Annotated in this window: 16 protein-coding genes; 6 read left to right on the plus strand and 10 right to left on the minus strand. The window is 50.5% G+C overall.

The features are described from left to right. The 4 genes from ACFPYJ_RS02375 to ACFPYJ_RS02390 all read right to left on the minus strand — a co-directional run. The coding region (locus tag ACFPYJ_RS02375; protein WP_379186476.1) for a reverse transcriptase/maturase family protein at nucleotides 1-347 on the minus strand (347 nt) is incomplete at its 3' end. Between the two features lie 11 nt (nucleotides 348-358). Beyond that, nucleotides 359-694, minus strand: a complete 336-nt coding sequence (locus ACFPYJ_RS02380) for a transposase (protein WP_379186447.1) — start codon at nucleotides 692-694, stop codon at nucleotides 359-361. Between the two features lie 466 nt (nucleotides 695-1,160). Then, entirely contained in the window at nucleotides 1,161-2,270 is a 1,110-nt protein-coding gene (locus tag ACFPYJ_RS02385) for an ABC transporter substrate-binding protein (RefSeq protein WP_379186448.1), read from the minus strand. 24 nt (nucleotides 2,271-2,294) lie between these two features. Beyond that, nucleotides 2,295-4,043, minus strand: a complete 1,749-nt coding sequence (locus ACFPYJ_RS02390) for an RNA polymerase sigma factor (protein WP_379186449.1) — start codon at nucleotides 4,041-4,043, stop codon at nucleotides 2,295-2,297. A gap of 480 nt (nucleotides 4,044-4,523) precedes the next feature. Between ACFPYJ_RS02390 and ACFPYJ_RS02395 the strand changes: the two genes are divergently transcribed. Next, nucleotides 4,524-5,219, plus strand: a complete 696-nt coding sequence (locus tag ACFPYJ_RS02395; RefSeq protein WP_379186450.1) for a TrkA C-terminal domain-containing protein — start codon at nucleotides 4,524-4,526, stop codon at nucleotides 5,217-5,219. A gap of 180 nt (nucleotides 5,220-5,399) precedes the next feature. Beyond that, entirely contained in the window at nucleotides 5,400-5,618 is a 219-nt protein-coding gene (locus ACFPYJ_RS02400) for an LbetaH domain-containing protein (RefSeq protein WP_379186451.1), read from the plus strand. A gap of 243 nt (nucleotides 5,619-5,861) precedes the next feature. Here ACFPYJ_RS02400 and ACFPYJ_RS02405 read toward each other — a convergent pair whose 3' ends face one another. Beyond that, on the minus strand, nucleotides 5,862-6,716 hold the full coding sequence (locus ACFPYJ_RS02405) for a sulfurtransferase (RefSeq protein WP_379186452.1): 855 nt from the start codon (nucleotides 6,714-6,716) through the stop codon (nucleotides 5,862-5,864). Between the two features lie 274 nt (nucleotides 6,717-6,990). Here ACFPYJ_RS02405 and ACFPYJ_RS02410 point away from each other — a divergent pair, with 274 nt between their 5' ends. Continuing rightward, nucleotides 6,991-7,194 (plus strand): DUF378 domain-containing protein, encoded by a 204-nt coding sequence (locus ACFPYJ_RS02410; RefSeq protein ID WP_379186453.1) that lies wholly within the window; start codon nucleotides 6,991-6,993, stop codon nucleotides 7,192-7,194. A 158-nt stretch (nucleotides 7,195-7,352) separates the two neighbouring features. On the opposite strand, the gene ACFPYJ_RS02415 is transcribed toward ACFPYJ_RS02410, so the two are convergent. Beyond that, entirely contained in the window at nucleotides 7,353-7,622 is a 270-nt protein-coding gene (locus ACFPYJ_RS02415; RefSeq protein WP_379186454.1) for a DinB family protein, read from the minus strand. A gap of 130 nt (nucleotides 7,623-7,752) precedes the next feature. Beyond that, on the minus strand, nucleotides 7,753-8,184 hold the full coding sequence (locus ACFPYJ_RS02420) for a universal stress protein (protein ID WP_379186455.1): 432 nt from the start codon (nucleotides 8,182-8,184) through the stop codon (nucleotides 7,753-7,755). A 193-nt stretch (nucleotides 8,185-8,377) separates the two neighbouring features. On the opposite strand from ACFPYJ_RS02420, the gene ACFPYJ_RS02425 reads away from it, so the two are divergent. After that, nucleotides 8,378-8,896, plus strand: coding sequence for a GNAT family N-acetyltransferase (locus tag ACFPYJ_RS02425; RefSeq protein WP_379186456.1), 519 nt, complete (start codon nucleotides 8,378-8,380; stop codon nucleotides 8,894-8,896). A gap of 93 nt (nucleotides 8,897-8,989) precedes the next feature. On the opposite strand, the gene ACFPYJ_RS02430 is transcribed toward ACFPYJ_RS02425, so the two are convergent. The 3 genes from ACFPYJ_RS02430 to ACFPYJ_RS02440 all read right to left on the minus strand — a co-directional run bounded on the left by ACFPYJ_RS02430 (nucleotide 8,990) and on the right by ACFPYJ_RS02440 (nucleotide 10,217). After that, nucleotides 8,990-9,325 carry an EAL-associated domain-containing protein gene (locus tag ACFPYJ_RS02430; protein ID WP_379186457.1) on the minus strand — a complete coding sequence of 112 codons (336 nt, stop codon included), beginning with the start codon at nucleotides 9,323-9,325 and terminating at the stop codon, nucleotides 8,990-8,992. Nucleotides 9,326-9,595: 270 nt separating this feature from the next. Beyond that, nucleotides 9,596-9,901 carry a 4a-hydroxytetrahydrobiopterin dehydratase gene (locus ACFPYJ_RS02435; RefSeq protein WP_379186458.1) on the minus strand — a complete coding sequence of 102 codons (306 nt, stop codon included), beginning with the start codon at nucleotides 9,899-9,901 and terminating at the stop codon, nucleotides 9,596-9,598. 22 nt (nucleotides 9,902-9,923) lie between these two features. Further along, a complete protein-coding gene (locus ACFPYJ_RS02440) occupies nucleotides 9,924-10,217 on the minus strand; it encodes a hypothetical protein (RefSeq protein ID WP_379186459.1) in 294 nt (97 codons plus the stop codon). 265 nt (nucleotides 10,218-10,482) lie between these two features. On the opposite strand from ACFPYJ_RS02440, the gene motA reads away from it, so the two are divergent. Together motA and ACFPYJ_RS02450 are read left to right on the plus strand one after the other, a co-directional pair. Continuing rightward, complete coding sequence (gene motA, locus ACFPYJ_RS02445) at nucleotides 10,483-11,283, plus strand: flagellar motor stator protein MotA (RefSeq protein ID WP_379186460.1); 801 nt, start codon at nucleotides 10,483-10,485, stop codon at nucleotides 11,281-11,283. Next, nucleotides 11,267-12,028: a flagellar motor protein MotB gene (locus tag ACFPYJ_RS02450; protein WP_379186461.1), complete on the plus strand. Its 762-nt coding sequence runs from the start codon at nucleotides 11,267-11,269 to the stop codon at nucleotides 12,026-12,028. The genes motA and ACFPYJ_RS02450 overlap by 17 nt, the downstream gene beginning before the upstream one ends. The last annotated feature ends 40 nt before the right edge of the window (nucleotides 12,029-12,068 follow it).

The following is a 12,068-nucleotide window of genomic DNA, read 5'->3' on the forward strand; positions in this document are numbered from 1 at the left end:
TCCATATTCAACGTGAGTTTCAGCTTATCTTCGAGAAATTCCCGGCATACCATCCGCACTTCTTCAGCCTGTGCGTTGGTTCCCTTGACGACGATTACAAAATCGTCCGCATAGCGGCAGTAAGAGATCGCTGGTTTCCATTGTCGATTTTCGTGTATTGCAATTGGGCGTTTGCTCTGTATGCCGAAGTTCCATGCCCAGCGATCTTTTCGTACCTTCTTGTTCAGAAATTTCGCTTCCATCCATCGATCAAATTCGTGTAACATGATGTTGGATAGTAACGGCGAGATGACCCCACCTTGCGGAACTCCTTCGCTCGAGGCGCGAAATAATCCATGGTCTACGATGAATTGGAACCTTAGTTCCTTTCTTTCCCGAAGATGTGTAGCGCCTTTTTTAAGATTTCAAGCTCCTCACGTAAATCTGCATTCTCACGTTCTTGGTTTTGCTTCTCGGTCTCCATATTACGCAACTGTTGTTCCAATTGACGAACTTTATCTGGTGAAGCTTGGACTTCCGCCTGCATCTCTGCCTGAATCTCGCTACGGTACTTTTGCTTCCAAGAGTGCAACACACCAGCCGAGATATCCAGTTCTCCAGCGATCTCCGGCATCGACTTTGATTGTTCTAGAATGTACTTTACAGTTCTCTTTTTGAACTCTTCCGTGTACGGATTGCGTGGCTGTTTTTCCATACAGGACACCTCTCCTCGTTAACGTAATTATCTATCTACACTTAACAGGTGTCCACTTTTTATTCTAGCTCCATCCATACAGTTATATCGCCCCCAATGGGCCATATGGAGCTCAATTGAGCGTTTTCAACTGGATATTTCCAGTATAGCGCCTGTTTGAACATCTAAAACCCGAAATAGCTGTATTAATCCAGTATAGATGCTTGCATGCGCCGTGTGGTTGACAGCCGACACGTATCACCCCACCACACGCTGGGAGCAGCGCGCGGCGCAAAAAGCAAACCTCGCGAATGCCGAACACGCAGCAAGTCATTCACACAAGTGTATGACGGGGTTACCCCAAAGTCTCTTTGTTAAGCTTTGAGACATCCCCCTGCCACAAATTTTAGCTCCATCTATTCCGTGCCCGCTCGAAGGGTGTTCTTTTCCAGCTCTAACTAACACATTGCTGAATATTTGCTAACGCCTACGTATACCTGGTCCACGACCGAAGCGTTTGTGCCACGTCAGCACCCTCCGCAATCATCCTATGAATATCATCATTGATCAGCTGCCGGGACGCATTCCATTTCTTGTTCAGGTAATAACCGCTGATCTTCACATGATCGAGTTCCTCTAAGTAACGTGACCACATCCGATGCTTGGTCAATCCCCGTTGTTCGGATTGCGATTTCGTGATCGGCGGGAACCATGAATGACATTCCAGCAGATAATGGCGCAAGAACTCCCATGCAAGCCGCGGATTTTCCGATTTTGCCGTTACCCCGGCTCCGCCCATATAGACCATGTTCGCTTCTTCGCCTCCCGGCATAACCGGCAGCCCAACAACATCATATCGCTCATCCCGTTTGTGGTGGAGGGAATCCCATATAAAACAGAAAGACATCGCACTTTCATTCTGCCCATCGACGGCTTTAGCAAACTCTCCCGGCTTGCGGATGATGCGGTGGATCCGGTAGGCATCGATAAGAAGCTGAAAAGCCTCGATTGCAGCAGGACTGTCCACATTACCTCTTGATATTGAGCCGTCAGGCGATACATACCTTCCCCCGTTGCGCATGACAAAAGGTTCAAACCACTCGATATCGACTCCAAGCGCAAGACCGAACTGGCTCGCAACCCCTTCATCGTCGCGAATCGTCAGCCGTTCCGCCAATTGAACCATTTCCGCCCACGTCCAGTTTTCCGCTGGATAAGCCAGCCCCGCCCGGTCGAACATCTCCTTGTTATAGATCATAAGCGGCGGACTGACTTCAATAGGCAGTCCGGGCAGCATCCCGCCGCTCCTTGCAATCCGCAGCAGACCCGGGTAGATATCCTCTTCTAATCCCGCATTTTCCGCAATATAGGGGTTTAAATCAATAAATATGCCGCCCGAGTTGCCCACTTGATACCCGCCCGTTTCGATAATATCTGGTGCGTTGTCCGACTTAAATGCCTGCATCATTTCAAAATAATCTTTGGCCTGCTCGACAATAATCCGAACACCCGGGTTCACCCGCTCGAATGATTCTTTTGCAGCCGTCACTTCGTTCATGTTGTAAGCGATTTGCGTTAAAAATCGAATTTCGGTCATGGTTATTGACTTCCTTCCTCTTCTCTATATGAATGTCAGCGCTTTTTCCATATATCCGATGGCGGCCGTTTCAAACTCCTTCGCTTGGTTTAAATAACCGGCACAAATCTCCCGCATTTCCGGCGGCAGCATTTCAGATGAACGCACGAAAGGCACGCACAAGCTCAATTGACCCATCGCTTCCGCCGCCTGCTCATAAGCATCCGATGCCAGCAGGGTGAGGCGCTTGGCTTCCCCTTCGAATGGAGCGCTGCGCAAATAAAGCGATGCATAACGCTTCGTTTCGGCATATACCGCAGACAGCTGTCCTATCCCGTACCGGTTCGGTATGACATGACTGCTGCGGAGATGACCCATCCAGCGGTCATAAGCCGCAAGCCCGGATGTGTACCTTAAATAAGCGGTCATCGGGTGGTAATCGCACCCATGCCTTGCATAATCAACAGCAAAGCGGACGGTTCGCTCAGCTTGCTGCCGCAGTTCCGATTCCCCGCTCGGCCGCGCTTCAGCCGCCTTTTGCAGAATACCGTCGATGCCCGCTGCAAACCGAACCGGATTGTCCGCAACGTCATCGTACGAAAGCGTTCTTCCTTCGGGGAGCATCTGATCAGTTACGTACACGATGCGCCTCTCATCGTCGTATCCGTAAATGACCGACCACTCATGAACATAGGGTTTAGCAGGCATCGTATCGAAGTACAGAACCGGTTTGCCCAGATCAATGTATTTCCGAATGAACGGCAGAATAGATTCTTCGATCGGCAAAACCACCGGAAACCGCTCCACTGCGCCAAGAAGAGGGATAGGAGAATCAGAGAGCTGCCCGCAGAGTATCGTGATTTGGTAACCGAGCCCCTCCAGAAAAGTCCGGAGTGCCCCTCTCCAGTCGAAAATGTAAATACTGTCGGCGAATGTCGTTTGGTTGGATATCTTCATGCGAAAGGCAAAGCCGGAAATCCCCATTAACGCAGCAGGTTCCCGGTAGTCGCCTACTGTGGCCAGCATACGCCGGACGCTGTCCACGAAAGTTGTTTTGACCGTACTATGCGCCTGCCAGTCCGGCAGCTGTAGAACGTTATGCTTGGTCAAACCGCATCCTCCTTTGTCTGGAACTAGGCCAAGTGAGACGCGGATATGCTCCTTGCGGAGCTTCTGCCGGGTGCGGTGAATGTAGGTATAAATGGAGCCCGTAGACATCCGATACATAGACGCGATCTCCTCCGGGCTCAACTGGCGGAAAAAATATGCTCTGAATATCTCCCGCTCCTTAGGAGTCAAGCAGTGCAGCAGGGCATGTATCGTTTCGTATACTTCTTTGCGCAGCAGGCTCTCCGCAGGGTCCAGATCGCTTAATGTGGCATCGGCAGCTGTGCGGGCAAGATGGTGTAAAATACTGTCAAGGTCATCCCAGTCGACACGAGCCCCATCGCCTGCGCCCAAGGACGTGAACGGCATTTCTCTGCCGTGCGGCCCGCCACGGCGCAAGCGCATGTTTGCCTGATTGCGCACTATCCGGTGGAACCACGGAAGAAACCGGCTTGTATCCACAAGCGAGCCCAAATGCAGGAAGGCTCGAATAAGCGCATCCTGCACAATATCGTCGGCCATATGCGGATCGCCGGTTATCCGCTCCGCCAAGCCCCGCGCCTTGCTCCGATGCCGCTCGATGAGCTCGCCAAAAGCCTCGGTATCCCCCTGCTGCGCCCGTTCCACCAGCCTATAATTCCATTCACCCTGCTCGATTTCATCCCGCTTCGCATTCTCCGCTTTCATTTCACGCCTTCCTCCTGCATCTCACTTCGCCTCAATAAGATAGATGCCGCTCGCCGATCGGATTTGAACCATGTTTTATCTGAATTCACCATTTGTGTCAGATTTCCTTTTTCCGGAAACTACAGTGAGGACCATTACGTTTGCATTCACACCGCGTGCGTGGATGTGCATGATGGAGGTCCGACCACGCGCAGCCCAGAAAGGCCCGCAGCAAGTCGCCCGCCGGCAACCTGTCACAGCCCAACTATCCGCATTCCCCTCGACTGAGGCTGCTGCAGCCCACGCCCGTTTCGAGCGGCGGGAACAGCCGGCCGCGTACTGATTATTCCTTAACGAAAGTGTGCCTCTCCCATGGACGATTAGCACGGCCTGTCTTCCAAATTTGAATGTTCTTCGGATGAATCAATCGTTCCAGCTGTTGAAGAACGACGATTTGGGGTAAAACAGCAGTAATGACCGTTAATCCGGGGGTGAGCGCACGTGGGATTCATCATTATCTATATTGTCATCGTCTTAGCCGTTGTCGAGATCTCCGTCGTCCTTATGCGGGCTACAGGACTCGATAAGGATATTTCGCGGTTCCAGGTGGTATCGCTTCTCACAAGCACAGGCTTCACGACAAAAGAGTCGGAGCTCATTAGCGATCATCCGCTCCGCCGCCGAATCGGCATGTTCCTCATCCTCTTTGGCGTCTTCTCCTTTGCGGTCATCGTATCCGCCATTGCGAATATTCTCGCCCCGGGGTTTCGGTTATCCTATATGGCCGTATCCGCGTGCTCCCTCATCGCCATACTCCTCATTGTCCGTACTCCCGTGATGACGTCTTATCTGTCGTCCAAATTCAACCGCTCGATGGAACGAAGTTTTGATGTGCATGAGCTCCCGATTAAAGATGTCCTTCTGCTTGAAGAATCCGATCATTTTGCGGAAGTGCCGGTTGGGCCAGACTCCGCCTATATCGGACAGAAGATGAGCGAAGTCCTCCCCTCGGATGCCGACTTGAATCTTCTATACATCAAACGAGGCACGGTAAACGTGCGAAAAGAAAAGCACGACACCGCTCTGGAAGCCGGAGACGTGCTCTATCTGTACGGGAATAGGCATGATTTTGACGTATTATTTGCCGGTGAAATTCCGGACAAAACCTCTGAATCGGCGAACAAGGGAAGGAAATAAACTGAAATCTCACACCTATTAAATCCTAGCAATTTCCCGCTATTGGGTGAGCATTCGTCTGGATTTTAGAAATTATTGGAATAAAACTTAATCTATAGTGCTTGTTGGCTTGGCAACTTCCTACTCTCCCAGGACCTGTCGGCCCATAATGCCATCGTAGGTCACGGATCGTTTATTTCAATGGATGCCGTCGTTACGAACGGTGTGCGAATTGCGCCCAATCGGTTTGTTCCGCCCGGAGCGCATATCGATACGCAAGCAAAAGCCAACTCGCTGCGTAGAGTTCCGAAGGATCGTAAAGAATTCGCTCGCGAGGTACAACGTGTTAATCGCGAATTCCCTCCGTCCTACAACTCGCCTATTCGGCACTCATCGCTGTTCATGCGGGATCTCCTATGACCGTGGTCGTTTGTTGAAATAATCCGTATAAAAAGCAAGGGCCGGGAATCTCTCCGCTGAGGAGGTTCCCGGCCCTTCTAATCTGATTCCAATCGCTCCTGTAGTTGTATTCTTCCCGGAACTACTACCCGTAACTACGCAAACTTGAAGGAGCGCACCTACTGCCGCCCGAAACGAGCATATCAAATACACCGCCGGAGTGAATGGGCCACACAGCGATCTAATCGACGCTTTAGTACTGTGCTATACGCCCTTCGGCTTTTCTTCGTCCCCCGCCGCCACCGGATTCCCCTCATAACTAATCCAGTCGCTCCAGCTTCCCCCATACAGCCGCACATTCGTGAAGCCCGCTTCCTGCAAAGCGAGCACGTTCGGGCAGGCCGTGACGCCGGAACCGCAGTAAACGATAATCTGTCCTTCCTGCTGGAGCCCTTCAAACCTTGCGGCTTGCTCATCGGCGTTCTTCCATTTGCCGTCACTGCTTCTTCCCTCCGCCCAGAAGCGGTTGATCGCACCTGGAATGTGGCCGGCTATCCGGTCAATCGGCTCAACCTCACCGCGGTAGCGCGGTGCCTCGCGGGAATCAATCAAGGTCACTTCTGCATCGCCTAAGTTTTCCCGGACTTCATCAACCTCTACAAGCATATTATGCCGTACAGTTGCCAAGAAAGGGGCCGGAATGAGCACCTTCTGCTCGGCGGTTACAGGGAAACCCGCTTTCTGCCACGCTGTGAAACCTTCGTCCAATACATATACCTGATCATGCCCCAAATACTTCAACAGCCACCATAGACGCGAAGCCATTGCCCCGCCTTGGTCGTCATAAGCGATGACTCTCGAAGCATTGCCAATGCCTGAACGGCTGAGGGTACCCGTCAGCTCGGCAATGTCCGGCAGCGGATGACGTCCGCCATGCTCCGTGACCACCGCGGATAGATCTTTCTCCAAATCCAGATACACCGCGCCCGGAATGTGGGCCTCCATGTATGCCTCACGGCCTGCATCCGGTTTCCCCAATTGAAAGCGGCAATCGACAATAACCACGTCCGATTCATACATGCGAGCGAGCAACCATTTTAATGATACCATATTCTTCATTTCGTCCAGCCGCCTTCCTGATCCATCATGATACATAAATTATACATCATTCCACCCCCAAGATTGTACTACCCGCTCGCTCCTCGATAAGACGGCTGTTTGCAGCGCATCGACCTCATAATCAATTTGATACAATGCCCGGTCCGGCCCGAGGCCCACTGCATGACCTGCACCCGCTAAGCACCTGCACTTGCATTTTCTCGTGCTAAAATAGCCCGCTCCTGCATATTCGTAATAGTGGCACGAGGCATTACATTTTAAGGAGGCGGGTCCAATGAAAGTTTTGAACATCGTCAGCTTACTAGTCCTCATTCTCGGCGGCTTGAACTGGCTTGTTGTAGGTCTATTTGAGTATGATGTCGTTTCAGAAGTTTTTGACGGGTCAGATTCCGTTGGCGCCAAGATCGTGTACATTATCGTGGGCTTAGCTGCGCTCTACAGCCTATCCTTCTTCTCCAAAGTATCGGCCGAAGAATAACCGCTTCTCGCCGAGTCTATCTAATCGAACAAGAGCCCGCCCCATGCGCACTTACTGTGCGCCGGGCGGGCTCTTTCATGATCGCTTGCGGTCTCCAAATCCGATCGAAGGATCCAGGTCCTCCTTATGAACAACATGTTCCAATCGGCTTCCCGCGATTACTGGCTTAAAGTGTATAAATAATAACCATAGTCTGTCATTGTCTCCGGATGTCCCAGCTGCCGGAGCATGGCTGTCACATTGCCGCGGTGGTATGTTCCGTGGTTCACGATATGCTGGATATAATCCACGCACCGGGCATTGAAAGCCCCGGACGGGTAAACGACTTCGATGTTCTCATGCTGTTCAATGAAAATCCGGAATCGACCGGCCAAGTCATTCATCATCAGACCCAGCTCTTCTATACGCTTACCTTTGGTATCTGCCACCATGGAATCTACCCGAGTCCTTCAAGCGCTCCAAATATTCAACTGACATGTCATTGACGCCACCTGCTGTAAAGAATAATAACCAGCTGGCATGAAAGGTTCACATCCCGCCAATCTCCGTTCAGCGCCCCTACTTCACCAGCAGCAGCGGAACGGAAGTATGCTGAATCACATAATGGCTGACGCTCCCCATAACGAATTCACGTATGGCACCGAGTCCGCGATTGCCGATCACGATCAAATCGCACTGCTGTTCAGCCGCATACTGAACAATCGACTCTCCCGGACTTCCTTCAAGCAGAACAGAGCGTGCTGAGAGCAGGAATGAGATTTTGTCATCCACTTCCTTCAGTAATTCCTGCGCTTGAAGAAACTCGTCTCTTTGAACCGAGGCCGGAACGGTCACGATTGAATCAGCAATAGCAATTGCAGCCACACTATGAACATGAACCACCGTCAATTGCGCAGCTTGATTATTTTGCATGAAATCAATTGCCGTATCTAAAGCTCTAATAGACGGCACACCACCGTCATAAGCAACAAGAATATGAGAGAAACCCATCGAAATACCTCCTTTAACTCAATAACGTGATTGATTCGTTTATCATGGTTTTACCCGATGCCTGCATAGCCTTAAACACTTACCTGCTCATACAACGGGGGTTGTCTATATTTACATGACGTGATCTCCTGATATAATAAGCGAATCAGATTCTACTTTTATTCTTTTCACCCGATGAGGAGGCAAAATTTGAATGACCGTCCCGCATGCTGCCAGCACTAACCCTATTATTTTGACAGCGCTTTCCTCGCAGCTGGCTGAAGCGCTATGCTCATGGCGATATCCTTCACCCTTCGATTTCTACAACTGGTCTTCCTGGGAAACGATGCAGCAGCTCGGCATTGAATTTGGCGACGAACAGCTTCGTATCCAGCAGTATGCCGCCGCTCTAGATGCACAAGGCAGCTTTATCGGATTTGCTCAATTCTTCCCGCTGCTCGGCGTCACTCGAATCGGGCTCGGCCTTCGCCCGGACCTTTGCGGACAAGGATTAGGGCTGCCCTTTGTCCAGGCGATTGTAGCGGAAGCACTCCGGCGTGCGCCAGGCGATGAAATAGATCTCGAGGTTCTAGTGTGGAATTCCCGTGCCATTCGAACCTACAAAAGGGCTAACTTCGTCATCACAGACACCTATCCGAAACGAACCGCCCAAGGTCTCGTCGATGTCCACTGTATGACCTATCTCTCTCCTGATAACACGCAATCCGGGTAGCTCCCGAGGCCCGAGATCATCACACAAAACCCGTCTTCACGCATCCACGCGTAAAGACGGGCTCTCCTATGTGATATCTCATGCTGGCCAGCGCTACCGTTCACTCTCTGGATCGGTCATATCCAGGAACAGGATCCCGCTCTTCCCCACGGGTACGGATATCGTCCGAATACGATCAAAACAATCCAATTCCGTGTACGTCCGTGACACCATGGCGCGCTGTTTCCGCTCAATCTCCACTGATATCGGGATAAAATAAGGCCGCCAGCTCCAATTTAACCCCCGGAATGAATTGTCTCTGGTCCAAACGGCCCCTTCACCACGGCGATAATTCGCCGATTGCTGAATGCCGTCTTCACTGCACATATAGACCTTTATACAGGAGGGATCGAGTGCAGGCAGCAGCTGCTCGATCAGGGCATCTCCCAAGAAGGGGCCCTAGACTTCGAACGCTTTGGCTTGTCAGGATACGTCCGAGCGCTTCATAACCCATAATTTTTCTTGAATCCAGCGCAACAATCGGCTGATAATGAGAAATGAGCCGACTATCCCAGTCCTCTTGTGAGGAACCTACCATCTGATATACTTCTGTCATAGCCAAGCCCCTCATGATCGTTTAATGTTAGATTAATTAACATACAACTTTCACTTATTGTAGAATAGTGTCGAAATGTTGTAAAGATATCAATCTACCACGATTTAACCTTTGAAGGAGCGATAGATAGCGTTGTATCTCTCCGCTGATTGCATATCAAGCTCCGTCAGCCCTCCGGCACTCCACGTTGTCAGCCGCAGCGTAACTTTCTTATAATCAATTGCAATAAACGGATGGTGGTTCATCTCCTCAGCCGCATCCGCCACCCGGCCTACAAAAGCAATAGCGTCCAGAAACGCCGCAAACCGGAAACTGCCCTGCATCCACTTCTCGTCCTCCCGCACCCAGCCTTCGATCGCTGTTATCGCTTCATCGGCTTCTGCTGAGGTCAGCTTTTCCATTCGGCTCATAACACACTCTCCCTCCAGTTTCCTAGATCAGACGGACAAGCCGGCTTTCTATATGATCAACCGATACTTCAATACAATGATGCTTAGGCCGGTACGTAACCGTGCCTGAACCGACTGCAATCGCCGTTTCCTCGCCAAGCGCGTAGAACACATCATCGGCGAGCACTTCCATTAATCCTTTGCGCTGCTCCTCATCCAGTTCATCCCAATCCGCCGGTTCCATTTCAAAGAATAGGTACGCATCGCTAATGGAACCGATTGCAACAGACAGCTCATCAATGATCTCTTCATACTCTCTACCATGCTTTACTCCCACACATGTCTCCGCCCTTCTTGGCTAAATCATCCGTATATTCTGTATTCTACACGAAATTGCCTTAAAATTAATTCATTACTGCCAAAACATTGAATTTGCTCTAATCTACACGCTCTTTCTGACGATAATAAATATAGAGGTTCGCCCTGAATGATTTATTTTGTCAGTCAGACACATCAGTCTGTCCTCGACATTTTACCACTTTGCGGCTCATACGGACTAACCGTTTGCAGCAGCGAAATCAAACTTTTAGACGAGGTGTGTCATGGAAAAATCTACAATTATTGGTATCGGACTTGGACTCGTTGCCGTTCTTCTCGGTATGACGTTAAAAGGGGCTCCGATCAGCAACCTGCTCAACCCTGCAGCGTTTGTCATCATCATCGTAGGCACCGGCGCCTCGCTCTTCATTGGATTCCCGATGGCCGAGCTGAAGAAATTCCCACAGCTCATCAAGATGATTTTCGTTACTCAGGCTCTTCTGCCCCGCGAAGAATTAATCAAAATGTTCATGGAATGGGCAATGATTACACGTCGTGAAGGCCTTCTTGCTCTCGAAGCTAACGTAGATGACATCCAAGACCCCTTCCTCCGCACCGGTATGCGGATGATCATTGATGGTAATGACCATGATTTCGTTCGTGACGTCCTGCTCGAGGATATCTCTGCAACTGAAGATCGACACCGCGCAGGCGCACTCATTTTCTCCCAGGCTGGTATGTACGCGCCAACGCTTGGGGTACTGGGGGCCGTTATCGGCCTGATCGCAGCTCTTGCTGATATGAGTGACATGGAGAAGCTTGCACACGCCATTGGAGCGGCGTTTGTTGCAACTTTGCTCGGTATCTTTACCGGGTACGTTCTATGGCATCCCATCTCCAACAAACTCAAGCGTTTATCCAAACGCGAGGTTGAGCTTCGTCTGATGATGGTCGAAGGACTGCTGTCGATTCAATCCGGCGTTTCTACCATTGCTATCAATCAGAAGCTATCTGTATTCCTAACACCGACAGAACGATTGAAAATGAATGAGAAGGCGGCTGAGGGTATTGAGCAAAAAGCATAAAGCTGAGCACCACGAAGAACATGCCGATGAAACATGGCTGATTCCTTACGCCGACTTGCTGACTCTACTCCTAGCATTATTTATCGTTTTGTATGCCATGAGCACAACAGATGTGAAGAAGTTTGAAGAAATGAGCAAAGCCTTCAGCGTTGCGTTCAACAACGGTGTAGGTGTTCTTGATAATACCACTGTCATTGCAAAAGGCGAACAGATGACCAAAGAGAAGGATGACCAGCGTAATCCTTCCTCAGACGCGGATCTGACCAAAGACCAAGATCAATACATCCTGAAGAGCGGACTCACCTCTCAGCTTCAGACCAAGCTGAATCAGTCTCAGCTTATGATTACGATTAGCGACAATGCGCTCTTCCCATCAGGCAGCGCGAAGGTCAAACCGGAAGCACGCTCCTTGGCCCTATCTATTGCAGCCATGCTGCAGAAGTATCCGGGCTACGAGATTGTCGTATCGGGTCATACCGACAACCAACCGATCTCAACCTCTGAATTTGAATCCAACTGGGATCTCAGCTCCTCGCGGGCAATTCGATTCATGGACGTCCTGCTGTCAACGAAGAAGCTTGATCCCAAATTATTCAGCGCCATCGGTTATGGTGAATATCGCCCGGTTAGTACCAACACGACCTACCTTGGCCGTTCCAAGAACCGCCGTGTTGAGGTTTCGATTATTCGTAAATATACGAACCCCGGTCAGGCACAGAACGCCCCGGCAACTCCTAAATCATAATTCCCTTTATATCTGCATAAAAAACCAACGTTTACCGATG

The sequence above is a fragment of the Paenibacillus solisilvae genome, assembly GCF_042656405.1.
GTDB lineage: Bacteria > Bacillota > Bacilli > Paenibacillales > Paenibacillaceae > Paenibacillus_Z > Paenibacillus_Z solisilvae.

Excerpts from the sequence above, each read along its gene's own strand:
- ACFPYJ_RS02390 (WP_379186449.1), bottom strand. The coding sequence starts at position 4,043 with ATGAAAGCGGAGAATGCGAAGCGGGATGAAATCGAGCAGGGTGAATGG.
- ACFPYJ_RS02425 (WP_379186456.1), top strand. The coding sequence starts at position 8,378 with ATGACCGTCCCGCATGCTGCCAGCACTAACCCTATTATTTTGACAGCG.
- ACFPYJ_RS02405 (WP_379186452.1), bottom strand. The coding sequence starts at position 6,716 with ATGAAGAATATGGTATCATTAAAATGGTTGCTCGCTCGCATGTATGAA.
- ACFPYJ_RS02410 (WP_379186453.1), top strand. The coding sequence starts at position 6,991 with ATGAAAGTTTTGAACATCGTCAGCTTACTAGTCCTCATTCTCGGCGGC.
- ACFPYJ_RS02400 (WP_379186451.1), top strand. The coding sequence starts at position 5,400 with ATGGATGCCGTCGTTACGAACGGTGTGCGAATTGCGCCCAATCGGTTT.
- motA (WP_379186460.1), top strand. The coding sequence starts at position 10,483 with ATGGAAAAATCTACAATTATTGGTATCGGACTTGGACTCGTTGCCGTT.
- ACFPYJ_RS02385 (WP_379186448.1), bottom strand. The coding sequence starts at position 2,270 with ATGACCGAAATTCGATTTTTAACGCAAATCGCTTACAACATGAACGAA.
- ACFPYJ_RS02435 (WP_379186458.1), bottom strand. The coding sequence starts at position 9,901 with ATGAGCCGAATGGAAAAGCTGACCTCAGCAGAAGCCGATGAAGCGATA.
- ACFPYJ_RS02380 (WP_379186447.1), bottom strand. The coding sequence starts at position 694 with ATGGAAAAACAGCCACGCAATCCGTACACGGAAGAGTTCAAAAAGAGA.
- ACFPYJ_RS02420 (WP_379186455.1), bottom strand. The coding sequence starts at position 8,184 with ATGGGTTTCTCTCATATTCTTGTTGCTTATGACGGTGGTGTGCCGTCT.